The sequence below is a fragment of the Nonomuraea coxensis DSM 45129 genome (genome assembly GCF_019397265.1).
In the GTDB taxonomy this organism is placed as follows: Bacteria; Actinomycetota; Actinomycetes; order Streptosporangiales; family Streptosporangiaceae; genus Nonomuraea; species Nonomuraea coxensis.
Window position 1 is genome coordinate 5,403,744 of the sequence record NZ_CP068985.1, and the last position, 25,127, is coordinate 5,428,870.

Genomic DNA, 25,127 nt, shown 5'->3' on the forward strand with positions numbered 1-25,127 from the left:
CTCATTGGTGGTGGCTCCTTGTCCGGTCCTGTTCATGGGGTGGATTCCTGGGGCTGCCGGCCGCGGCGGCGGGCGGCGGAGGCTTCGAGGCCGGAGCGGCGGAGCTGGGCGCGTACCTGGCTGCCGCCGTCGGCGTCCGCGAAGGCGGGCGCCGTCCCGGCCCGCAGCGCCTCGACGGTGCGGCTGAGCGCGGTCACGGTCGGGGCCTCGTAGAGGATGTGCGGGGGCAGCTCGTCCAGCTCGAACGCGGCGCGCACCGCGGCCACGATGGTCACGCCGAGCAGGGAGTTGCCGCCGAGCTCGAAGAAGTTGTCGGCGGCGCCGACCCGGTCGAGCCGCAGCGACTCGCGCCAGATCGCCGCGACGGCCTCCTCGGCGGGCCCGGACGGCTCCTGGTAGGCGGTGAGCAGCTCGGGCCTCGGGTGCGGCGTGCCGCTCGCGCCGGCGGCGGCGGGGGCGGTGACGGCCTCCAGCGTGAACATGGAGCTGCCGCGTACGAGGGTGGCGAAGTCCTGGGTGGAGACCACGACGCGCGGCTCGCCGGTGGCGAGGGCGCGGCGCAGGGCGCGCCAGCCGTCGGGGAAGCCGATGCCGATCCTCGCCCTGTTGTCCTTGAAGAACGCGCGCAGCGCCTCGTCGTAGCCGTCCAGGCCGGCCTCCCAGGCGTTCCACGTCCACTCGCCCCAGTCGACGGCGACGACGCGGCGGCCGGTGGCGGCGAGCTTGGCCGCGTAGGCGTCGAGGAAGGCGTTGGCGGCGCAGTAGTCGACCTGGCCGGGGCCGCCGCCGGTGGCCGAGGTGATCGAGGAGAACAGCACGAGGAAGTCCAGCTCGATCTCGCCGGGCTCGCCGACGCGCAGCGCCTCGGCGAGGGCCAGCGTGCCGGCGACCTTCGGGGCGAGGACCTGGTCCAGCTCCTCGGGGCGTTTGAACTGCATGAGCCCCATGCCGGGGACGCCGGCGGCGTGCAGGACGCCGTGCAGCGCACCGAAGCGGGTCAGGGCCGTCTCGACGGCGCGGCGGACGTCGCCGGGGTCGGCCGCGTCGCCGGTGACGATCTCGACCTCGGCGCCGAGCTCGATCAGCTCGGCGACCTGGGCGACGCGCCGCCGGACCGGGTCGCTCTCCGCTTCCCCCGTCCCGGCCAGGAGGGCGGGCCACCGGTCGCGGGGCGGCAGGCCGTGCCGGGCGAGCAGGACCAGCCGGGCGCGGTGGTCACGGGCCAGGCAGGCGGCCAGGCCGAGCGCGATGCCGCCGAGCCCGCCGGTGATCAGGTAGACGCCCTCGTCCCTGAACGGCTCCGCGCCGGCCGGCTCCTGGACGGGCAGCCGCTCGTAGCCGGGCAGCCAGCGGCGGCCCCGGCGCAGCGCCACGACGCGGTCGGCGCGCGGCCGGGCCAGCTCGGCGGCCAGCGCGTCGAGGTCGCGCGGGCCTGGGCCGGCGGGCAGGTCGATCAGGCGGGTGGCGACCTTGGGGTACTCCAGCGGGATGACCAGGCAGGGGCCGGTCAGCGTGGCGGCCTCGGGGTGGACGGCGTCCCCGCCGGTGACCTCCTGGGTGCCGGAGACGGCCACGTCGAGCGACCACTCGGTGATGCCGGACTCCCCCGCCGCCCTGGCCAGCGCGACGAGCGTGTGCAGGCCGTACGCGACCGTGTCAGGGCCCGGCTCCAGCGTCCACAGGTGCAGCACCCGCGAGGGGGCGCGGCCGGCGGCGCGCAGGTCGCGCAGCAGGGCGCGCAGGTCGGCGGCGTGGCCGGGGCGGACGGTGCCGCCCTCGGGAGTGGCCCGGTAGGCGTCGCCGGGCCGGACCAGGACGGCGTCCGCGCCGGTGGCGAGGAGCCGTTCGGCGGCGGCGTCGGCGAGGCCGTCGCGGGTGAGGACCAGCCACGGGCCCTCGCCGTCCGGGGCGGGCGCGGGCGGGGCGCTCTGCCGCCACACCGGCAGGTGGAGCCAGTCCTCCTCGGGCAGCTTGGGCAGGCTGGTGATCGCCTCGAACAGGTCGTCCGGCTCGGCCTCCACCGTCCGCGCGGCCTTGGGCGGCTCGATCCAGTGGCGCTGCCGCTGGAACGGGTACGTCGGCAGCGGGACCCGGCCCGGCAGCGCGCCCGCGTCCTGGCCGGGCTCGCCGGTCCTGCCGTGGTAGGTGTCCCAGTCGACGGTGACGCCGCACAGCCACAGCCGGGCCAGGCAGTCGGCCAGCACCTGGTCGGCGGGGCGGGCGTCGGCCGCGGCGGGCAGCGTGGCGGCGATGAGCGGCCACCGCTCCGGCGGGCAGCCGGCGCCGCGCACGAGCGCGCCGAGCGACTGCCCGGGGCCGATCTCGACGACGGCCAGCTCGGGATCGGCGAGCAGGCGCTCCACGCCGTCGGCGAAGCGGACCGTGCCGCACATGTGGCGGGCCCAGTAGCCGGGGTCGCGGACGAGGGCGGCGTCGGCGACGCCGCCGGTCACGTTCGACACGTACGGCAACGCGGGCGCGTTGAGCCGCACGTTGGCCTCCACCCACCGGGTCAGCTCGCCGGTCAGGGGCTCCAGCATGCGGGAGTGGAAGGCGTGGGTGGTCTCCAGCGGGCGGCACGGGACGCCGGCCGCGCCCAGGTCGTCCGCCAGCCGGGCGACGGCGTCCGGCGGGCCGGCCACGACGGTGACCTGAGGGCCGTTGGCGGCGGCCACGTCCAGGCCGCGCCCGTCGAGCTGGAAGCGGCGGCGCAGCGCGTCGGCGGGCAGCGACACGGCCAGCATGGCGCCCGCGGGCAGCCCGGCGATGAGCCGCGCCCGGTGGGTGACCAGGGACAGGGCGTCCTTCAGCGACAGGACGCCGGCCAGGGTGGCGGCGACGTACTCGCCGAGGCTGTAGCCGAGCATGAGGCTCGGGCGCAGCCCCCAGGAGACGAGGGTGCGGGCCAGGGCGTACTCGACGGCGAACAGGGCGGGCTGGACGACCTCGGTGCGTTCGAGCGCGGCGGCCACGGACGCGCCGGCCTCGCCGCGCTCGCCCAGCAGCAGGGCGGCGAGACCGGGGACGGACTCGCCGAGCAGGTCGAGGCATTCGTCGAGCGCGGCGCGGAAGGCGGGCTCGTGCCGGTGCAGGTCCGCGGCCAGGCCGGGGTACTGCTCGCCGACGCCGGCGAGCAGGAAGGCGACCGGGCGGCCCTGGACGGTGTCCACCCGCCCCATCGGCCCGGCCTCCCCGCCCAGCGCCGTGGCCGCCGCGGCGGCGCCGCCCGCGACGACGGCGCGCCGGTGCTCGAAGGTCTTGCGCCCCACCTGCAGCGTGTACGCCACGTCGGCCAGCCGGACGTCCGGCGCGTCCGCCAGATGCCGGGCGAGCCGGTCGCACGCCTGGCCGGCGGCGGCGGCCGTACGCGCGGAGACCGGCAGGACGTGGAAACGGCGCCCCTCCGCTCCTCCGGCCGCCCGCTCGGGCGGCTGCTCGACCACCATGTGGACGTTCGTGCCGCCCATGCCGAGCGAGTTCAGCCCGGCGATCCTGGGCCGCGTGCCGCGGGTGCGCCACGGCGACAGCTCGGTGTTGACGTAGAACGGGCTGTCGTCGAAGTCGATCTCCGGGTTGGGCGCGGTGAAGTGGAGGCTGGCCGGGATGACGCCCTCGCGCAGCGCGAGCGACGTCTTGATCAGGCCGCTGGCGCCCGCCGCCCGGTCGAGGTGGCCGACGTTCGTCTTGACCGAGCCGATCGGGCAGTACCCCTTGGCGCTCGTGGGGCCGAAGGCGCGGGTCAGGGCCGCCACCTCGATGGGGTCGCCCAGCTCGGTCGCGGTGCCGTGCGCCTCGACGTAGCTGATGTCGTCCCCGGTGACGCCCGCGTCCGCCATCGCGTCGGCGATCACCCGCGCCTGGCCGACGACGCTGGGGGCGGTGTAGCCGACCTTGAGCGCGCCGTCGTTGTTCATGGCCGAGCCGCGGATCACCGCCCAGATGTGGTCGCCGTCGCGCACCGCGTCCGGCAGCCGCTTGAGCAGCACCACGGCCGCGCCGTCGCCGAACATGCTGCCCTTCGCCGCGGCGTCGAACGTCCGTACGTGGCCGTCCGGCGACTCCTGGCCGCCGGGCCCGTACAGGTGGCCCACCCGGTCGGGCACCCGGATGGACACGCCGCCGGCCAGGGCCAGCTCGCACTCGCCGTTGCGCAGGCTCTGCACGGCCAGGTGCGCGGCGACCAGCGAGGTCGAGCAGAACGTCTGCACGGCGACGCTCGGGCCGTGCAGGTCGAACAGGTACGACACGGTCGTGGGCAGGGCGTCCTTGTCGTTGCCCATGATGACCTCGAAGTCGCTGAACTCCTGATGCCCGCCGCCGAGCAGCCGGGCCGTCTGGCGGAGCAGGTAGGTGCTGATGTTCGAGCCGCCGAACACGCCGACCCGGCCGCGGTGCTCCGGGGCCGCGTACCCGGCCTGCTCCAGCGCCTCCCAGCACACCTCGAGGAAGGCCCGCTGCTGCGGGTCGGTGATCGCGGCCATGCGGGGGCTCATGCCGAAGAAGGCGGCGTCGAAGCCCGCCACGTCGTCCAGCACCGGGCGGGCGGGGACGTAGGCCGGGTCGCGGAGCTGCTCGGCGGCCACGCCCGCGGCCAGCAGCTCCTCCTCGGAGAAGAAGCTGATGGACTCGGCGCCGTCGCGCAGGTTCCGCCAGAACGTCTGGACGTCGGGCGCGCCGGGGAACCGCCCGGCCATGCCGACGACGGCGATCCGCCGGTCGTCCTCGCCGGGCCCCGCGTCCGCGGGGGGCCGGGGGGTGTCCACGGCCCTCGGGGCGGGCTCCGGCCTCGGGGCGGCGGCGCGCTCGCCGATGACGGCGGCCAGCGTGTGCACGGTCGGGGCCTCGAACAGCACCACGGTCGGCACCGCCACCCCGAAGCGCTGCTTCACCAGCGCCAGCATCTGCAACGCCACCAGGGAGTTGCCGCCCAGGTCGAAGAAGTTGTCCCGGGTGCCGACCGGCTCGACGCCGAGCACCTCCGACCACAGCCCGGCGAGGTCACGCTCGGCCTGGGTGAGCGGCGGCGCGTACGGCTGGGGCAGCTCGGGGCGGGGAAACCGGTCGCGGGGCCCCTGCGCGACGGGCGCCGTCCGGCCCGGCAGCCGGTCCGCCAGCCCGCCGGCGGCCACGACCACGTCGGGGCGGGCGGCCGGCAGCAGCCGGTCGAAGGCCGCCAGGGCGTCCCCGGCGGTCATGGCGTGCGCGGCCATCGCCGCGCCGAGGCCGCCGTCGAGGCGGTCCAGGGTGACCTGCCAGGTGTCCCAGCTCGCCGCCACCCAGCCGGGGTTGCGGTGGGCGAGCGCGGTGAGCGCGGCGTTGGCGGCGGCGTAGCTGCCGAACGTGATGCCGCCGAGCAGGGCGGAGGTGGAGGAGAACAGCACGCAGAACTCGGGCGTCTCGCCCAGCTCGGCCAGCACCCGCTCCAGGACGAGCGCCCCGGTCACCTTGGCGGCGAAGTGCCGCGCCACGGCGGGCCCGTCGAGGTCGCGGAGGGGGAGGAAGGTGGCGGGCGAGGTCTCGGCGGCCGCGTGCACGACCCCGCCGATCCGCCCTCCGCCGTCCAGGGCGCCGGCGAGGGCGTCGCGCATGGCGGCGGGGTCGGTCACGTCCACGCGCGGGGTCAGGACCTCGGCCCCGGACGCGCGCAGCCGCTGAACCGCGCGGTGGCGGGGATCGTCCTCGTCGTCGGGGAGACCGCCGCGGCCGGTCAGGACGAGGCGATCGGCGCCCGCCCGTACCAGGTGCCCGGCGATGAGCAGGCCGACGTCGCCGAGCCCGCCCGTGATCACGTACGTGCGGCCGGGACGGATCCCGGGAGCAGGCGGGTCCTCGCCGGGCCCGGCCTCGGCGTGCTCGCGCACCAGCCGGACGCCGTCCCGGCAGGCGATGAACGTACCGCCACCGGCGCCGGGACCCCGCGCCTCGGCCGCCAGGAACCCGGCCACCTCCTCGGGGGTCGCGTCGGGCGCGACGTCGACGGCGGCGCAGTCGAGGGTGAGGTACTCCTGATTGGCCACCGTCGGCAGCGTCGCGGCGGCGGCCTGCCCAGGGTCCGGGACCTCACCGGCGAGCACCGCCTGCCCGCCCCGGGTGACCAGGACGACGCGGGTCCCGTCGCCGCCCTCCTCTCCCCAGGCGTGCAGCAGCCGCGCGGCAGGGAGCACTGTGTCCCGCCCGTCGGCGTGCCCCTCGCCTTCAGAACGGGTGAGGAGGCGGAGGTCGAGCACGACGGCGGCCTCGCGCAGGTGCCGGGCCAGCGCGGCGTGGTCGGCCGCCGACTCCGGGTCGATGGTGACGCCCTCGGCCGTCGCGGCGAAGCCGGGCCCCGGCAGGACGGTGACGGCCTCCGTACCGGCGGCGCGCAGCGCGGCGGCGACCGGCTCCGCACTCGCCGCGTCCGCCGCCAGCACCACACATCCCCCGGCCACGTCCCGGATGCCGCCGGGAAGGGGCGAGACGGCGGAGGTCGCGGGCGGAGGCGGAAGGGGAGCCGGCGTCCAGCGCGGCACCATCAGCCGCACATGCGCCCCACCGCCGGCATCCTGGGCCGCGTCAGCGCCGGACGCGGCCGCGGGGCCGGACGCGCCCAGCCCGGCAGCGCCACCAGCGACAGCACCGCCGCCCTCAGCGGCGCCACGCGCGCCTGGCCCGGCGGGGGTGTCGGTGGTGGCGGCGGCACTGGGCCCGCCTGCGGTGGAGCCGGGGGTGGGGGGGTCTATCCAGTAGCGGGCGCGTTGGAAGGGGTAGGTGGGGAGGGCGACCTTGGCGACCGGCCGGTCCTGGCGGTAGCCGGACCAGTCGATCGGGGCGCCGGCGAGCCAGAGCCGCCCGGCGGCCTCCGCCAGCACCTCCCGGGCGGCGCGCGGGTCGTCCGCCCCGGGCAGGGTGGCGACGATGAGCGGCCAGCGTTCGGGCGGGCAGGCGCGGTGGCCGCGCGCCATGGCGCCGAGCGAGCGCCCCGGCCCGATCTCCAGCAGCGCCGCCTCGCCGTCCAGCGTGAGCAGCGTCTCCAGGACGGCGTCGAACTGCACGGGCGCGCACATGTGCTCGCCCCAGTACGCCGGATCGCCGGCCTGCTCGGCGGTGACGAGCCGGCCGGTGACGTTCGACACGTACGGCACGGAGGGCGCGCGAAGCGTGACGTTCTCCGCGATCCACGCGGTGAGCCGGTCCCTGACGGGCTCCATCATCCGGGAGTGGAAGGCGTGCGTGGTGGCGAGCGGCCGGCACGGAACCGCGTCGGCCTCGAGGAGTTCCCTGGCGGCCCGCATGGCGTCCGGCTCGCCGGACAGGACCGTGAGGGCGGGGCCGCTGACGGCGCCCACGTCGAGGCCGGTGATCCCGGCGCGGCGGAGGCGTTCCGCGAGGTCGGCGGCGGGCAGCGGGACCGCGCTCATGGCGCCAGCGGGCAGCTCGCCGATGAGGCGGGCGCGGTGGGCGACGAGGGCGAGGGCGTCGTCCAGCGTCAGGACGCCGGACAGGGTGGCGGCCACGTACTCGCCGAGGCTGTAGCCGGCGAGCGCGGCGGGCCGGACGCCCCAGGACAGGACGAGGCTCGCCAGGGCGTACTCGACGGCGAACAGCGCGGGCTGGAGGATCTCCGTGGGGACGGCGCCGGCGGCGGGGGCGCGGCCGAGCAGGCGGCCGAGCCCGTCGCCGCCGGGGCGGGCGCGGGGGGCGAGCATCTCGGCGAGCGGGTCACGTCCGTCGTCAGGAGAGCCGCCGGAGGAGTCCGGGGAGTCGCGGAGGTGGCGGCGCAGCCCGGCGCGGCAGCGGTCGAGCGTCTCGCGGAAGACCGGCTCCGACCGGTACAGCTCCTCGGCCAGCCCCGGGTACTGCTCGCCCGTCCCGGCGACGAGGAAGGCCACGGGCCGGTCGCCGCGGCTCTCCGTACGGCTGAGCGCGGCCCCCTCGCGCAGCGCGGCGGCGGCCTCGGCGGGGGTGGCGGCGACCAGCGTCCTGCGGTGGCCGAACACCTGGCGGCCGGTCTGCAGGGTGTGGGCCACGTCGGCCAGCCGCTGCCCGCTGCCGCCGCCTTCGAGGTGGGCGGCGAGGCGGGCGGTCATCGCGTCGGCGGCCTCGGCCGTACGGGCGGACCAGACGAGCGGCTCGGGTCTGGCCGGCTCCTCGGTACGCGGCACCAGCGGCGCCTCCTCCAGCACGACGTGCGCGTTGGTGCCGCCGATGCCGAACGCGCTCACCCCCGCCCTGCGGGTCCTGCCCGCCTCGCGCGGCCAGCTCCGCAGCCGGGTGACGACCTCCAGCGCGGCCTCGCCGGAGGCGAGCTGCGGGTTGGGCTCGGACAGGTTGAGCGTGGGCGGGATCTCGTCGTGGCAGAGGGCGAGCGCGGCCTTGATGAGGTTGGTGACGCCGGCCGCCCTGTCGAGGTGGCCGACGTTGGTCTTGACCGAGCCGAGCAGCAGCGACTGGCCGCGGAACACCTGCTGCAACGCGGCCAGTTCGGCGGCGTCGCCGAGGGCGGTGCCGGTGCCGTGCGTCTCGACGTAGTCGATGTCGGCGGGCGTCAGGTCGGCGCTGGCCAGGGCCTCGGCCATGACGGCGGCCTGCCCCTGCACGCCGGGGGCGGTGAAGCCGACCTTGCGCCCGGCGTCGTTGTTGACCGCCCAGCCGCGGATGACGGCGTAGATCTGGTCGCCGTCGGCGAGCGCGTCCTCCAGGCGGCGCAGCGCGACGACGCCGACGCCGCTGCCGAGCGGGCTGCCGAGCCCGCCCGCGTCGAAGGCGCGGCACTCGCCGTCCGGCGGCGCGATGCCGCCCTGCTGGTACAGGTAGCCGACGCGGTGAGGGACGTTGACGGCGACGCCGCCGGCCAGTGCCAGGTCGCACTCGAACCCGGCGAGGCTGGTGGCCGCCGCGCAGACCGCGACGAGGGAGGTGGAGCAGTAGCTCTGGACGCCGTAGCTGGGGCCGGACAGCCCGAGCGCGTGCGCGACGCGGGTGGTGAGCGAGTCCTTGTCGTTGGCGAGGCCGAGCGCGAGCTCGCCCATGACGGCGCCGACGCCGCTGGGCACCAGGTTGTTCTGCAGGTACGAGCTGTGGGCGCAGCCGCCGAACACGCCGATCGCCCCGTCGAACCGCTTGGGGTCGCAGCCCGCGTCCTCCAGCGCGGCCCAGCTGTGCTCCAGGAAGAGCCGGTGCTGCGGGTCGAGGATCTGCGCCTCCTTGGGGCCGAAGCCGAAGAAGGCGGCGTCGAACAGCTCGACGCCGTCGATGACGGGGGCGGCCTTGACGTACGCGGGATCGGCCAGCGTCTCCTCAGGCACCCCGGCGGCGCGCAGCTCGTCGTCACCGAAGCGGGTGATCCCGGAGCGGCCCGCCCGGACGGCCGACCAGAGCTCGGCGACGCCGGACGCGCCGGGGAAGCGGCCGGACATCCCGACGATCGCGATGTCGCTGCCGGGGCCTTCGATGTCGTCGTTCACGTCTACCGTTCTCATTTCCGGCCTCATTTGCGGTTGCTGGAACGGGCCCGGCGCCGCCGCTGCCCCCGTGCCGAACTGGTGGTGAGCGCGTCCGCCTGGTCCGCGCCGCCGTGCAGGGCCGCCGCGAACTCGGCCACGGTCGGATGCTCGAACAGCAGCGCGGGCGCGACCGGGCGGCCGAGCTGCTTCTCCAGGGCGAGCACCATGGCCATGCCGAGCAGGGAGTTGCCGCCGAGGTCGAAGAACGGGTCGTGCACGCCCACCTCGTCGATGCCGAGGTAGGCGCCCCACAGGTCGGCGAGCTCGGTCTCGGCGCCGGTGCGGGGGGCGGCGTAGTCGGTGCGGAGCTGCGGGCGGGGGAAGCGGCGGCCCTGCGGGACGACGGCGGCTCCGACGAGGTCGTCCAGGTCGAGCATGGCCGACCAGGCGCGCAGCACCTCGCGCAGCGGCTGGCGTACGGCCATGACACTGCCGTGCCCGGCGGCGGCGAGGCGGTCGAGCAGCGCGCAGCCGGCGTCGTCGGGGAAGCCGTAGCGGGCGCGGTAGCCGGCCACCCGGTCGGCCAGGCCGCCGCCGGTCGCCTTGAGCCCTTCGGACTGCCAGACGTCGTGCCGCCACGGGCCCCAGGCGACGGACACGACGCGGGTGGACGGGGCCGCGGCGGCCAGGGCCTGGCCGTAGGCGTCGAGCAGGGTGTTGGCCGCGCAGTAGTCGGCCTCGCCGACGCCGCCGTACGCGGTGACGGCCGAGGAGTAGAGGACCAGCAGCTCGGGGCGGTCGGCGGGCAGGGTGGCCGGGCCGGCCAGCTCGGCGAGGGGGCCCATGGCGAGCACCTTGGGGGCGAGCACGCGGCGGGCCTCGGCCGGGGTGCGGCGGCGGAGCATCCCGCCGGCCGGGAGGCCGGCGGCGTGGACGACGCCGGTGAGGCGGCCGAAGTGCTCGCGGGCGCGGCGCAGGGCCGCGCGCAGCTCGTCCGGCACGCCGGCGTCGGCGGCGAGCAGCAGCACCTCGACGCCGGCCGCCGCCAGCTCGGCCACGTCGCGCCGGGTCCGCGCGGTGGTCTCGTCGTCCGCGGCGGCGTCCTGCGGGAGGGGGGTGCGGGCGAGGAGGGCGAGACGGCGGACGCCCGCGCGGGCCAGGTGCCGGGCCAGGGCCATGCCGAGGCCGCGGGTGCCGCCGGTGATCAGGTACGCGCCGTCGGGACGCCACACGGGCGCCGCGGGCTGTTGCACGGGGAGCTCGGTCCAGGCGCGTTCCCAGCGGCGGCCACGACGCCAGCCGGACAGCGGGTCGGGCGCGTCGGGGTTGACGGCGTCCTCCTGCGGGGGGCGAGTCAGCTCCCAGGCGAGCTGGGCGGCGGCGGACGCAGCGGCGGCGGGCGTGACAGCGGCGGCGAGGTCGGTTTCCGGGTCCAAATCGACGCCGGTCCAGGTGAGGGCGGCGTACTCGTGGCGGGCGGCGCGGCCGAGGCCGTGCGCCAGCGCCTGATGGGGGGCGGGGACGTCGCCGCCGAGGATCTCCGTCGCGCCGCGGCTGACGGTCAGCAGCCGGGCGGGGCGGTCCCCGAGGGCCTGGACGGCGAGCATGAGGCTGTCGAAGCCGTGGCCGACGGCCTGCCGTAAGTCGTCGTCGCCGGCAGGCAGCGCGGCCGGGGCGGCCAGGCTCCACAGGTGGGCGACGTGCACCGGGCCGGGCGGCAGCGCGGCGAACACCTCCGCGTAGTGGCCGGGCACGGCCGGGTCGACGGCCAGGCGGCGGCCCTCGCGCGCCGGCTCAGGCACCGCCGCCGCCCTCACTTCGACGACGGGGGTGCCGGAGGCGGCGGCGAGGTCGGCGAGCGCGGACCCGACCCCCGCGGGGTCGGCGAAGACGACGAGCGGCCCCGGCAGGGCGAGGGCCGCGGGCGGCGTGCCCCCGCAGGTGGGATCCCGCCGCCACACAGGCACGAACGCGAAGTCCCCCGGCTCGGCCTCCTCCGCCCCGGCGTCCCCCGGCTCGGTGTCCCCCGCACGGGCGGCGGCGGGCTCGGCGACCACGGGCTCGGCGCGTGCCGGCCGGGCCGAGGGCTGGGGGGAGGTGGGCCCCGTCGGGGCGGCGGAAGGGTGGGGGGTCAGGGGCGGGGTGAAGAGGGCCGGGTCGGGATCTGGCCAGAAGCGGGTGCGTTGGAAGGGGTAGGTCGGCAGGGTGAGGACGCGCCCGCCCGCCGGCCGGGTGCGCTCCCAGACGACGTCGGCCCCCAGCTCCCAGAGGGCGGCGCAGGTGGCGAGCAGGCCGGCGCGGTCCTCGCGGGCCCGCGCCCCCGCCGTCCAGTACGGCGCCAGCGTCCCGAGGACGGCGGCCGGTTCGCCGCCCGCCAGGTTCTGGCGGACCAGCCCGCCCAGGGTCTGCCCCGGCCCCAGCTCGACGAACGCGGTCACGTCCTGGTCCAGGCAGTACCGGACGCCGTCGGCGAACCGGACCGTGCTGACGAGCTGGTCGGCCCAGTACGACGTACTGGTGGCCTGTTCGGCGGTGAGCGGCCGCCCGGTGAGGTTGGAGACGACGGTGACGGCGGGCGGGTTCCGCCGGACGGTCTCCAGCACGGCGGCCAGCTTCTCCCTGGCCGGTTGCAGCAGCGAGGAGTGGAAGGCGTGCGCGGAGCGCAGCGGCCGGCAGGCGACGCCGTCCGCCGTGAGCAGGGCGGTCGCGGCCTCGATCTCGGCGGGCAGCCCGCTCAGCACGGTCATGGCGGGGCCGTTGAGCGCGGCGACGTCCACCTCGACGCCGGCCGCGGCGAGGGCGGCGCGGATGCGCTCCTCGGGCGCGGCGGCGGCGACCATGCGGCCGGCGGGGACCGCGCCGATGAGGTGGGCGCGCTCGATGACGACGTGCAGGGCGTCCTCCAGGCTGAAGACGCCGGCCAGGGTGGCGGCGACGTACTCGCCGAGGCTGTAGCCGATGAGCAGGTCGGGGGCGACGCCCCAGTGGCGGAGGAGGCGGGCCAGGGCGTACTCGGCGGTGAAGAGGAAGGGGTGGGCCACGGCGGCGTGGCTCAGCGGGTCGTCGCCGGGGTCCGGTCCGGCGGGGGCCCGGCCGAGGAGGGCGGCGAGGTCACCGGAGGAGCCGGCCGGGGCGGCGGTGGGGGCGAAGCAGGGGCGCAGGTCCACGCCGGTGCGCTGACGTACGAGGTCGGCGCAGTGGTCGACGGCCTCGGCGTAGACGGGTTCCGTGGCGTACAGCTCGGCGCCGAGGCCCGCGTACTGGTCGCCGACGCCGGGGAGCAGGAACGCGACGCGGGGCGTGCCCTTGACGTGGTGCCCGCCGCCCTCCCCTGCGAGCGCGCGCAGCCGCCGTACGGCGTCGCCGGTGCCGGCGCAGATCAGGGCGCGGCGGTGGTCGAGCTCGGCGCGGCCGGTCTGGAGGGTGTGCGCGAGGTCGCCGGGCGCGGTGCCCGGGTGCGCGTCCAGCCAGTCGGCGAGCCGCCCGGCCTGCTCGCGCAGCGCGGCGGGCGCGGCGGCCGACACCGGCAGCACGTACGGCCCCGCGACCGTGGCCGCATCGGCCGGGGCGGCGGGTGGGACGGCGGACTGGAGGACGAGGTGGGCGTTGGTGCCGGACAGGCCGAAGGAGCTGACCCCGGCGAAGGCGACGCCGTCCAGCGGCGTGGCGGCCGTGACGGGCCGTACGGTGCCGTCCTCGGGGATGGCGGCGGCCGGCGTGGACAGGTTGAGGCTGGGCGGGATGAGCCCGTTCTCCAGGATGAGGATGGTCTTGATGACGCCCGCGACCCCGGCGGCGGCCTGGGTGTGCCCGATGTTGGTCTTGACCGCGCCCACCCGCAGGGGATGCTCGGCGGGCCGGCCGCCGAAGACGTCGTGCAGGGCGGACAGTTCGATGGCGTCCCCGAGGTGGGTGCCGGAGCCGTGCGCCTCGACGTACCCGATCTCGTCCGGGGAGACGCGGGCCGCGGCGAGGGCGCGGGTGATGACGTCGTTCTGGGCGCGCCGGCTGGGCGCGGTCAGGCCGTTGCTGCGGCCGTCCTGGTTGACGGCGGAGCCGCGCAGCACGGCCCGGACGCGGCGGCCGTTGGCCAGCGCCCTGGACAGCGGCTCCAGCACGAGCAGGCCGCCGCCCTCCCCCATGACGTAGCCGTCGGCCTGCTCGTCGAACGTCTTGCACCGCCCATCGGCGCACATCATCAGCCCCGCGCACGCCTGCTGGAACGTGGTGGGGTGCAGGGTGAGCGACGCCCCGCCGGCGAGGGCGAGGTCGCACTCACCCCGGCGCAGGCTCTCGGCGGCGAGGTGGATCGCGATCAGGGACGAGGAGCAGGCCGTGTCGACCGTGACGGTGGGGCCGGTCAGGTCGAGCTGGTAGGCGATGCGGCCGGCGGCGACGCTGGGGATGGCGCCCTGGCCGAGGTAGGGGTCGGAGACGGCGTGCGGGCCCTGGTGCTCCATCTGGAGGCGGCCGTACTGGAGGGTGTCCATGAAGCCGACCATGACGCCGGTACGGCTGCCCGCCACCCGGCCCGGCGACAGCCCGGCGCTCTCCAGGCCCTCCCAGGCCAGCTCCAGCAGGAGGCGCTGGTGCGGGTCCATGCGCAGCGCCTCGCGGGGCGACAGGCCGAAGAAGGCGGCGTCCCAGCCGGTGACGTCGTCCAGGAAGGCCCCGTACCGGGTGTAGATACCGCCGGGCACGCCGGGCCGCGGGTCGTAGTAGGCGTCGATGTCCCACCGCGCGGCCGGCACCTCGCGCACCGCCGTGCCGCCGCGCCGCAGCAGGTCCCAGAACTCCTCGACGGACTCGCCGCCCGGGTAGCGGCAGGCCATGCCGATGACGGCGACGGGCTCGTGGCGGCGTTCCTCCACGTCGGCGAGCCGCTGGCGGGTCTGGGCCAGTTCGACGGTCACGCGCTTGAGGTAGGAGCGGAGCTTTTCCTCGGTCCCCATCGGGAAGCCTTTCCTGTCGCGGTCGCGGACGTGGGTCACAGTTCGTTGTCGATGAGGGCGAAGATCTCCTCGTCCGAGGCGGAGTCGATCTTGTCCAGCACGCCTCCGGCGGTCGCCAGGGCCGAGCCGAGCTTGACGAGCGCGTTCTGCAGGAGGGGGACGACCCGCTCGCGGATGGCGGCGGCCTCCCCGTTGGCGTGTTCGAGCACCTGGTCGAGGTGGTCGAGGGCGGCGCGGAGCCCGTCCTCCGGCGGCGCCGGCGTCCTGGGCGGGGTGTCGGGCGGGGTCAGCGTCTCCGACAGGTGCGCGGCGAGCGAGGTGACGGTGGGGTGGTCGAAGACGAGCGTGGCGGGCAGCCGCAGCCCGGTGTCGGCGTTGAGCCGGTTGCGCAGCTCGACGGCGGTGAGTGAGTCGAAGCCGAGCTCGTTGAAAGGGCGGTCCACGTCGACGCTGTCGGCGCTGACGTGCGCGAGCACGGCGGCGACGTGGGCCTGGACGGTCTCGGTGAGCACCCGCAGCGCCTCCTTCCGCGGCAGGGCGGCCAGGCGCCCGGCGAGCCCGGCCTGGGCGGCGGCTCCGGGGGTCGCCATCTGGCGGGGCACGCGGACCAGGCCCTTGAGCAGAGGCGGCAGGTCACCGTTCGCCGCCCGCGAGCGCAGTCCGGCCGTGTTCCATCGGGCGGCGACCATGAGCGGGTCGGGGGTGGTGAGTGCGGCGTCGAAGAGGGCCAGGCCCTGGTCGGCGGTGAGCGGGGCGATGCCGGCGCGGGCCAGGCGGGCGAGGTCTGCCTGGCCGAGGGTGCCGGTCATGGCGGAGGCGGTGTCCCACAGGCCCCAGGCGACGGAGACGGCGGGCAGGCCGAGGGCGTGGCGGTGTTCGGCGAGGGCGTCGAGGAAGGCGTTCGCGGCGGCGTAGTTGCCCTGGCCCGCGTTGCCCAGCACGCCCGCCACCGAGGAGAACAGCACGAACATCGACAGCGGCCGGTCGGAGGTCAGCTCGTGCAGGTGCCAGGCGGCGTCGGCCTTGGGGGCCAGGACGGACGCGATCCGGTCGGGGGTGAGGTCCTGTACCAGGGCGTCGTCCAGGACTCCGGCGGCGTGGACGACGCCGGACAGGCCGGGGGCCGCGTCCAGGACGGCGCGCAGGGCCTCACGGTCGGCGACGTCGCAGGCGGTGACGGTGACATGCGCGCCCAGCTTCTCCAGCTCGGCGGTCAGCTCGGCCGCGCCGGGAGCGCCGGGCCCGCTGCGGGACAGCAGGATCAGGTCCCGCACGCCGTGCCGTTCCACCAGATGCCGGGCCACCAGCGCGCCGAGACCGCCGGTGCCGCCGGTGACCAGCACCGTGCCGTGCGGAGCGCTTTCCGGCGTGGTGGGGGCGGGGTCGCGGCGGGTCAGGCGGGGCACCCAGTACCTGCCGTCGCGTACCCGGATCCACGGCTCGCCGGTGGCGGCGAGCCGGCCCCAGGCGGTGTCGCCGTCCTCGGTCTCGACCAGCGTGAACCTGCCCGGCTGTTCCGCGTGCGCCGCGCCCACCAGGCCGCGCACCGCCGCGCCGGCGGGGTCGCCCGGCCGGGTGACGAACGCGAGGGGCCCATCGTCGGGATGGATGGCGATGGCGTCCAGGACGCGGGCGGTCAGGTCCCTGGCGGCGGCGGCCGGGTCGGGGTCGTCGCTCACGCAGGTGATCACGACGGGCTCGGGTCCCGCCGCCGGGGGGAGCGCGGTCTCCGTCCAGTCCACGCCGTACGGGACCGGCACGGCGGCCGGAGCGGCGGTGGCCCGGGTGCGCAGGGCCTCGATCGCGAGCACGGGCGCGCCGGAGCTGTCGGCGGCCTCGACCGTGGCGTCCTGCCCGGCGGCGGACAGCCGGACGCGGAGGGCGTCCGCCTGGGCCGCGTACAGCCGGACGCCGGTGAAGGCGAACGGCAGGCGCAGCTCGTCGTCGCCGCGGGCGAGCACCAGGGGGTGGAAGGCGGCGTCGAGGAGGGCCGGGTGGATGCCGAAACCGGTCACGTCGAGGCCGTCGGGCGTGGCGACCTCGGCGTACAGGTCGTCGCCCGAACGCCAGAGAGCGCGCAGGCCCTGGAAGGCGGGGCCGTACTCGTAGCCCTGCCCGGCGAGGCGGCCGTAGCCGTCGGCGAGGTCGATCAGGGTCGCGCCCGGGGGCGGCCAGGCGGCGGCCCACGCGTACGGGGCGGCGGGCGACGGGTCCTCGGCGAGGACGCCGGAGGCGTGCCGCTGCCAGGCGTCGCCATCCGCCGGGCGGGAGAAGATCTCGACCGGGCGGCGTCCGGCTTCGGGCGGGCCGACGGTGACCTGGAGGGTGACCGTGCCGCCGGACAGGTACAGCGGGGTCTCGATGACCAGCTCGTCCAGGCGGTCGCAGCCCGCGTGGGCGGCGGCTTCGAGCGCGAGGTCGGCGAAGGCGGCCCCGGGCAGCAGGACGCCGCCGCGTACGGCGTGGTCGGCCAGCCAGGGCGCCGTCCTGCGGGCGAGCCGGCCGGTGAGCACGTACCGGTCGTCGGCGGTGGAGACCACGGTGTCGAGCAGGGGATGGCGGGAGCCGTCGAGGCCCTCGCCGCGCGGGCGGCCACCGCTCGCGATCCCGTCGCCGAGCCAGAAGCGGCTGTTCTGGAAGGCGTACGTCGGAGGCTGCGTCCGCGGACGCGGCCCACCGCCCAGCACGGCCGCCCACTCCACCGGCGCGCCCTGCACCCACGCCTGAGCCAGCGACACCAGCAACCGCGCCGGACCGCCCTCACCCCGCCGCAGCGACCCGCACACCCCCGCCGCCACACCGGCGTCCCCGCAGATCTCCCCCACATCCCCCACCAACACCGGATGCGGACTCACCTCCACGAACACCGGCCACCGCACCGACCCCGCAGCCACCCGCACCGCCGCGTCGAACCGCACCCGCCGGCACAAGTTCTCCACCCAATACCGGCCCGACAACTCCTCCCCCGCCACCAGCCCACCCGTCACCGACGAACAGAACCCCACCCGGCCAGGCCCCGACCCCACCCGCTCCAGAGCCGCCTCCAGCTCCCCCTCCAAAGCACGCATGTGCGGCGTGTGCGAGGCGTAATCCACCGCGATCCGCCGCACCCGCACCCCCGCCAGCCCAGCGGTCCCGCTCGGCGCGGCGGCCCCCGCCAGAGAAGCGGTCCCGTTCGGGGAAGCGGTCCCGTTCGGGGAAGCGGCCTCGGCCAGCGCCGCCAGCTCCTCCAATGCGGCGGCGTCCCCCGCCACCACACACCCCGACGGACCCGACTCCACCGCCACCCACAACCGGCCCCCCCACCCAGAAGCCAGCAACTCCTCCGCGCGGGACGCCGGCACATCCAACGCCGCCATCCCCCCAGAACCCGCCACCCGCTCCAACGCCCGGCTCCGCACCACCACCACCCGAGCCGCGTCCTCCAACGACAACGCCCCCGCCACACACGCCGCCGCGATCTCCCCCTGCGACTGACCCACCACCACCTGCGGCACCACCCCAGCCGCAGCCCACACCTCCGCCAACGACACCATCACCGCCCACAACACCGGCTGCACCACCGCCGAACCCACCAACTCCGGCGCCCCCGCCTCACCACGCAACACCCCACCCGCCGACCACCCCGTCAACGGCACCAGCACCCGATCACACCGCTCCAACGCCGCCGCGAACACCGCACACGACCCCGCCAGCTCGACCGCCATCCCCGCCCACTGCGACCCCTGACCCGGAAACACCAGCACGGCGCTCCCCACCCCCGGCGCGACGCCGCTGATCACGCAGGCGTGCGCCCGCCCCTCGGCGACCGCGTCCAGAGCGGCCAGCAGCTCCTCCCGACCGGCGGCGACCACCACCGCGCGATGCGGGAACCGCGCCCGGCGGGCCAGCGCACGCCCGGCCCCGGCCAGTTCCTCCTCCGCCACCGACGCCGCGTACTCGCGCAACCGCGCCGCCTGCGCCCGCAACGCCGGCCCGCTCCTGCCCGACACCACCCACACCAGCACCGGCCCGTCCGAGACCAGCGGCTCCCCCACAACCGCCTCGACCTCGACCTCCGGAGCGCTCTCCACGATCACGTGCGCGTTCGTGCCACTCACCCCGAAACTCGACACCCCCGCACGCGCCCGCCCCGCCAGCTCCACAGACTCGGTCAGCAACCGCACCCCACCCGCCGACCAGTCCACATGCGGCGTCGGCTCCGTGACGTGCAACGTCCTCGGCAGCACACCGTGCCGCAACGCCATCACCATCTTGATCACACCCGCCACCCCGGCAGCCGCCTGCGTATGCCCGAGGTTCGACTTGACCGAGCCCAGCCACAGCGGCCGGTCGGCGGGACGTCCGCGCCCATAGGTGGCGAGCAGGGCCTGGGCCTCGATGGGGTCGCCGAGGGTGGTGCCGGTGCCGTGCGCCTCGACCACGTCGACGTCGCGGGTGTCGAGGAGGGCGTCGGCCAGCGCCTGCCGGATCACGCGCTCCTGGGCGGGGCCGCTGGGCGCGGTCATGCCGTTGCTGGCCCCGTCCTGGTTGACGGCCGTGCCGCGCACGACGGCGAGGATGCGCCGGTTGTTGCGGCGCGCGTCGGACAGGCGTTCCAGGACGAGCACGCCGACGCCTTCTGCCCACGCGGCCCCGTCGGCCGAGGCCGAGAACGACTTGCACCGTCCGTCCGGTGCGAGGGCGCGCTGCCGGGAGAACTCCACGAACGGCACCGGCGACGACATGACCGTCACGCCCCCGGCCAGCGCGAGCGGGCACTCGCCGCGCCGCAGCGCCTGCACGGCGAGGTGCAGCGCGACCAGCGACGACGAGCACGCCGTGTCCACCGTCAGCGACGGCCCTTCCAGGCCGAGCGTGTACGAGACGCGCCCGGACATCACGCTGGGCGCGCTGGAGGTGAACAGGGTGCCCTCGACGGACTCGGGCGCGCCGGCGAGGAAGCGGGTGGAGTAGTAGTCGTACATGTTGCCCGCGTAGACGCCGGTGCGGCTGCCCCGGAGCGTGCCCGGCTCGATCTCGGCCCGTTCCAGGGCCTCCCAGCAGGTCTGCAGGAACAGCCGGTGCTGCGGGTCGGTGGCGAGGGCGTTGCGCGGGCTGACGCCGAAGAAGGCCGCGTCGAAGTCGGCCGCGTCGTGGAGGAAGCCGCCGTGCCGGGTGTACGACTTGCCGGCCGCCCCGGGGTCCGGGTCGTAGAGGTCCTCGACGTCCCAGCCCCGGTCCTCCGGGAACTCGCCGATGGCGTCCACGCCGGCGGTGACCAGCTCCCACAGGTCCTCCGGCGAGCCCACGCCGCCGGGGAAGCGGCAGGCCATGCCGACGATCGCCACCGGCTCGTGCCGGCGGCCCTCCTCCTCGGCCAGGCGCCGCCGGGTCTCCGACAGCTCCACCGTGGCCCGCCTGAGGTAGTCGCGCAGCTTGTCCTCGGTACGCATAGGGGTGGCGCCTTCCGCTCAGAGTTCGTTGTCGATGAGGGCGAAGATCTCCTCGTCGGAGGCGCCGTCGATCTTGTCCATGACGGTGCCGGGAGCGCTCTGCGGGGCGCCGAACCTGGCCAGGCCGCTCTGCAGCACGGCGACGAGCTTGCTGCGGATGGCCTCGCCGTCGTCCTTGGCGCTGCTGAGCATGGAGCCGACCCGTTCGAGCGCGCCGCGCAGCGTCTCCTCCGGCGAGGGGGTCGCGGCGGCGGGGGCGAGCGTGCTGAACAGGTATTCGGCGAGCGAGCCGACCGTGGGGTGGTCGAAGACGAGCGTGGCGGGCAGCCGCAGCCCGGTGTCGGCGTTGAGCCGGTTGCGCAGCTCGACGGCGGTCAGGGAGTCGAAGCCGAGCTGGGTGAACGCGCGGTCGACGCTGATCTTGTCGGCGCTGCCGTGGGCGAGGACGACGGCGACGTGCCTGCGTACCCGGTCGGTGAGCAGGCGCAGCCCTTCCTCCCTGGTCAGCTCGGCCAGGCGGGACATCAGCGAGGTCAGGCTCTCGCCCTGCTCGCCGGCGGCGGCCCTGCGGGGCGCGCGGACCAGGTTCTTGAGCAGGTGCGGCAGGCCGCCGTTCGCCGCCCGGTCGCGCAGGCCGGCGTTGTCCCAGCGGACCGCGACCACGAGGGGGTCGGCGGCGGTCAGGGCGGCGTCGAACAGGGCGAGGCCCTGCTCGACGGCCAGCGGGGCGATGCCGGCGCGGGCGAGCCTGGCGACGTCCGCGCGGCTCAGCTCGCCGCTCATCCCGGACGCGGTGTCCCACAGGCCCCAGGCGACGGAGACGGCGGGCAGTCCGAGGTGGCGGCGGTGCTCGGCGAGGGCGTCGAGGAAGGCGTTCGCGGCGGCGTAGTTGCCCTGACCGGCGTTGCCGAGCACCCCGGCCAGCGACGAGAACAGCACGAACATCGACAGCGGCCGGTCGAGCGTCAGCTCGTGCAGGTGCCAGGCCGCGTCCGCCTTGGGGGCGAGCACCGTGGCCACCCGTTCGGGCGTCAGGTCCGCGACGAGGGCGTCGTCCAGGACGCCGGCCGCGTGCACGACCCCGGTCAGTACGGGCACCTCGGCGAGCACGGCCGCCAGCGCGTCCCGGTCGCCGGCGTCGCACGCCCTGACGGTGACACGCGCCCCCAGCTCCTCCAGCTCCGCCACGAGGTCCGGCGCGCCAGGTGCGCCGGGGCCGCGCCGGGACAGCAGCAGCAGGTCGCGTACCCCGTGCCGCTCGGCCAGCCGCCGCGCGACCAGCGCCCCGAGGCCGCCGGTGCCGCCGGTCACCAGCACCGTCCCCGGCAGGTCCGGCGGCTCCGCGGCCTGCGCGGGGACGGGGGCGCGGCGGGCGAGGCGGGGCGCGAGGAGCCAGCCGTCGCGGACGCGGACCTGCGGCTCGCCGGTGGCGACGACCCGGGACCAGTCGGTGTGGTCCTCCTCGGCCTCGGCCAGCACGAACCGGCCGGGCTGCTCGGCCTGCGCCGCCCGCACCAGACCCCGTACGGCGGCGCCGGCCAGGTCGCCGGGCCGGGTGACGAACAGCAGCCGCGAGTCGGCCAGCCGTTCGTCGTGGAGGGCGTCCAGCACCTGGGCGGTGAGCCGCCGGAGTTCGGCGGGCGTGCCGCCGGGCCCGCTCACGCACGGGATGACGACGGCCTCGGCGTCGCCGGGTTCGGCGGCGGCCTCCACCCAGTCCACGCCGTAGGAGGCGGGCGCGGGCGAGCCGCCGAGCGCGCCGGCGGGCAGCGGCCGGGTACGGACCGAGCCGAGCGCGAACGCGGCCCGTCCCGCCTGGTCGGCGGCCTCGATGGCCCATCCGTCGCCGCCGGCCGGGGTGAGCCGTACCCGCAGCTCCCTGGCGCCGGCGGCGAGCAGGCGCACCCGGCGCAGCTCGAACGGCACCCGCAGGGCGCCGTCCCCGGTGGCGTCCCCGGCGACCAGCAGCGGGTGGAACATGGCGTCCAGCAGGGCGGGGTGGATGCCGTACCCGTCGGGGTCCACGTCGTCGGGCAGCGCCACCTCGGCGTACAGGTCCTCGCCGCGCCGCCAGGCGGCGCGCAGGCCCTGGAAGGCGGGGCCGTACTCGTAGCCCTGACCGGCCAGGCGCTCGTAGCCGCCGGCGAGCTCGACGGGCAGGGCGTCGGCGGGCGGCCAGGAGGTCGCCCAGGCGGCGGGCCCGTCGTCGTCGCGGTCCTCGGCGAGCGTGCCGGACAGGTGGCGGGTCCAGCCGGCGTCGGGGTCGGCGGCCGGGCGGGAGTGCACCCGTACGGGCCGGGTCCCTGAATCGTCCGGCCGGTCCACGACGACCTGGACGGCGACCTCGCCGCGGGCGGGCAGCACCAGCGGCGTCTCGAACATCAGCTCCTCCACCAGCCCGAGCCCGGCGCGGGCCCCGGCCGCGAGCACGAGGTCGGCGAGCGCCGCGCCCGGCAGGACGACGGAGCCGCCGACGGCGTGGTCGGCCAGCCAGGGGGCCGCGGCGGCGGACAGGCGGCCGGTGAGCGCCACGGGCCCGTCGTCGGCCAGCTCGACGGCCGCGCCGAGCAGCGGGTGCCCGGCGTCGTGCAGTCCGGCGGCGGCCAGGCCGGCGCCGCGTACGGGGCCGCCGAGCCAGTAGCGTTCGCGTTCGTAGGCGTAGCCGGGCAGGTCGAGGCGGCGGCCGTGGCGGGACAGCTCCGCCCAGTCCACGTCGATCCCGGCGGTCCACGCGCCGGCCAGGCAGGCCGCGAGGGCGTCCGGCTCGTCGTGGTCGCGGCGGTGCAGGGCGAGGATCGCGGCGTCGTCGCGGGTGACGCAGTCGTGCGCCATGCCGGCGAGCACGGCTCTGGGCCCGGCCTCCAGGTAGACGCCCGCGCCGCCTTCCTCCAGCGCGGTGACGGCGGCGTGGAACAGGACCGGCTGCCGGATCTGGGCGAGCCAGTAGCCGGGGTCCGTCCAGTCGCCGGGGGCGCCGGTGACGTACGGGACGCGGCGCGCGCCGAACGTCACCCCGGCCAGCTCGGCGGCGAACGCGTCGAGCATCGGCTCCATGAGCGGCGAGTGGAAGGCGTGGCTGACCGGGAGCCTGCGGGTGCGCCGGCCCTGCGCCCGCCAGTGCTCGGCGACCGCCAGGCAGGGCCCTTCCGCGCCGGAGATCACGACGCTGGAGGGGCCGTTGACGGCGGCGACCCCGACCCGGTCGGCCAGCCCGTCGAGGGTGGGGGCGAGCTCGCCGGGGGTGGCGGCGACGGCGACCATGGCGCCGGGCTCGCACAGCTCGCGCATCAGCCGGCCGCGGGCGGCGATCAGGCGGGCGGCGTCGGCGAGCGACCAGATTCCGGCGGCGTGGGCGGCGGCGTACTCGCCGACGGAGTGCCCGGCGACCACGGCGGGCCTCACGCCGAGGGACTCCAGCAGCCGGTGGGCGGCCACCTCGAAGGCGAACAGCGCGGGCTGGGTGTAGGCGGTGTCGTCGAGCAGCGCGGCCTCGGGGGTGCCGGGCGCGGCCCACATGACGTCGCGCAGGGGGCGGTCCAGGTGCGGGGCGAGCGCGGCCAGCACCTCGTCCAGCGCGGCGGCGAACACCGGCGAGGCGGCGGCGAGCCCTTTCCCCATGCCGGGCCGCTGGCCGCCCTGGCCGGTGAACAGCAGCGCGAGGCGGGGCTGCTCCCCGGCGACGCCCTCGATCACGTCGGGCGCGCTCTCGCCGCGCGCGTAGCGGGCGAGCTGCCCGGTCAGGGACTCGCGGTCGTGCCCGAGCACGACGGCGCGCTGCGGGAGCGCGGGGCGCGCGGCCAGGGAGCGGGCGACGTCGGCCGCGCCGGGCCGCCCGCCGGTGACGTACGTGTGCAGCCGCCCGGCCTGCGCGGCCAGCGACCCGGGGCCGCGGGCGCTGATCGGCCAGGCGAGCGGGCCGGTGAAGACGGGGGCGGGGGGCGGCTCCGGCGCGGGGTCGTACTCCTCGACGATGGCGTGGGCGTTGGTGCCGCTGATGCCGAAGCTGGACACCCCGGCCCGGCGCGGCTGGTCGCCGCGCGCCCACTCCGTCCGCTCGGTGAGGAGCCGGACGTCGCCCGCCGACCAGTCCACGTGCGGGGTGGGCTCGGTGACGTGCAGGGTCTTCGGCAGGACGCCGTGCCGCAGCGCCATCACCATCTTGATGACGCCGGCCATCCCGGCGGCGGCCTGGGTGTGGCCGAGGTTGGACTTGACCGAGCCGAGCCAGAGGGGACGGTCGGCGGGGCGCCGGCGGCCGTAGGTGGCGAGCAGGGCCTGGGCCTCGATGGGGTCGCCGAGGGTGGTGCCGGTGCCGTGCGCCTCGACCACGTCGACGTCGCGGGTGTCGAGGAGGGCGTCGGCCAGCGCCTGCTGGATGACGCGCTCCTGGGCGGGGCCGCTGGGCGCGGTCATGCCGTTGCTGGCCCCGTCCTGGTTGACGGCCGTGCCGCGCACGACGGCGAGGATGCGCCGGTTGTTGCGGCGGGCCTGGGAGAGGCGTTCCAGGACGAGCACGCCGACGCCCTCGGCCCACGCGGCCCCGTCGGCGGAGGCGGAGAACGACTTGCACCGCCCGTCCGGGGCGAGGCCGCGCTGCCGGCAGAACTCGACGAAGGCGTCCGGGCTGGCGATCACGGTCACGCCGCCCGCCAGCGCCAGCGAGCACTCGCCGCGCCGCAGCGCCTGCACGGCGAGGTGCAGCGCGACCAGCGACGACGAGCACGCCGTGTCCACCGTCAGCGACGGCCCTTCCAGGCCGAACGTGTACGAGACGCGCCCGGACAGGACGCTCGGCGTGCTGGAGGTGAGCAGGCTTCCTTCCAGCGACGGCGGCACCGCGCCGTGCATGTGGCGCGAGGAGTAGTCGTTGTACATGTTGCCCGCGTAGACGCCGGTGTCGCTGCCACGCAGTGAGGCGGGGTCGATGCCGGCGTGCTCCAGCGCGTCCCAGGACGACTCCAGGAACAGCCGGTGCTGCGGGTCGGTGGACAGGGCGCTGCGCGGGCTCATGCCGAAGAAGGCCGCGTCGAAGTCGCCCGCGTCGTACAGGAAGCCGCCGTGGCGGGTGTACGTCCTGCCGATCGCCTCCGGGTCGGGGTCGTACAGGCTCTCGACGTCCCAGTCCCGGTCGCCGGGGAACTCGCCGATCGCGTCCCTCCCCTCGGCCACCAGCTCCCACAGGTCCTCCGGCGAGCCCACGCCGCCGGGGAAGCGGCAGGCCATGCCGACGATCGCCACCGGCTCGTGCCGGCGGCTCTCCTCGTCCGCGAGCCGCTGGCGAGCCTCGGTCAGCTCGACGGCGACCCGCTTCAGGTATT

The 25,127-nt window shown here is 76.7% G+C and carries 4 protein-coding genes; all 4 read right to left on the reverse strand.

The features are described from left to right. Positions 1-32: 32 nt before the first annotated feature. The 4 genes from Nocox_RS25515 to Nocox_RS25530 are packed head-to-tail and all read right to left on the reverse strand — an operon-like array spanning position 33 to position 25,122. Positions 33-9,458: a type I polyketide synthase gene (locus tag Nocox_RS25515; RefSeq protein WP_169576998.1), complete on the reverse strand. Its 9,426-nt coding sequence runs from the start codon at positions 9,456-9,458 to the stop codon at positions 33-35. Positions 9,459-9,466: 8 nt separating this feature from the next. Further along, positions 9,467-14,374, reverse strand: coding sequence for a type I polyketide synthase (locus tag Nocox_RS25520; RefSeq protein ID WP_157382812.1), 4,908 nt, complete (start codon positions 14,372-14,374; stop codon positions 9,467-9,469). A gap of 35 nt (positions 14,375-14,409) precedes the next feature. Beyond that, positions 14,410-19,809 (reverse strand): type I polyketide synthase, encoded by a 5,400-nt coding sequence (locus tag Nocox_RS25525; RefSeq protein WP_219495505.1) that lies wholly within the window; start codon positions 19,807-19,809, stop codon positions 14,410-14,412. Between the two features lie 18 nt (positions 19,810-19,827). Next, positions 19,828-25,122 (reverse strand): type I polyketide synthase, encoded by a 5,295-nt coding sequence (locus Nocox_RS25530; RefSeq protein WP_425517803.1) that lies wholly within the window; start codon positions 25,120-25,122, stop codon positions 19,828-19,830. Between the last annotated feature and the right edge of the window lie 5 nt (positions 25,123-25,127).

Coding starts and splice junctions, on each gene's coding strand:
- Nocox_RS25520 (WP_157382812.1), bottom strand. CDS start 14,374: ATGGGGACCGAGGAAAAGCTCCGCTCCTACCTCAAGCGCGTGACCGTC.
- Nocox_RS25515 (WP_169576998.1), bottom strand. CDS start 9,458: ATGAGAACGGTAGACGTGAACGACGACATCGAAGGCCCCGGCAGCGAC.
- Nocox_RS25525 (WP_219495505.1), bottom strand. CDS start 19,809: ATGCGTACCGAGGACAAGCTGCGCGACTACCTCAGGCGGGCCACGGTG.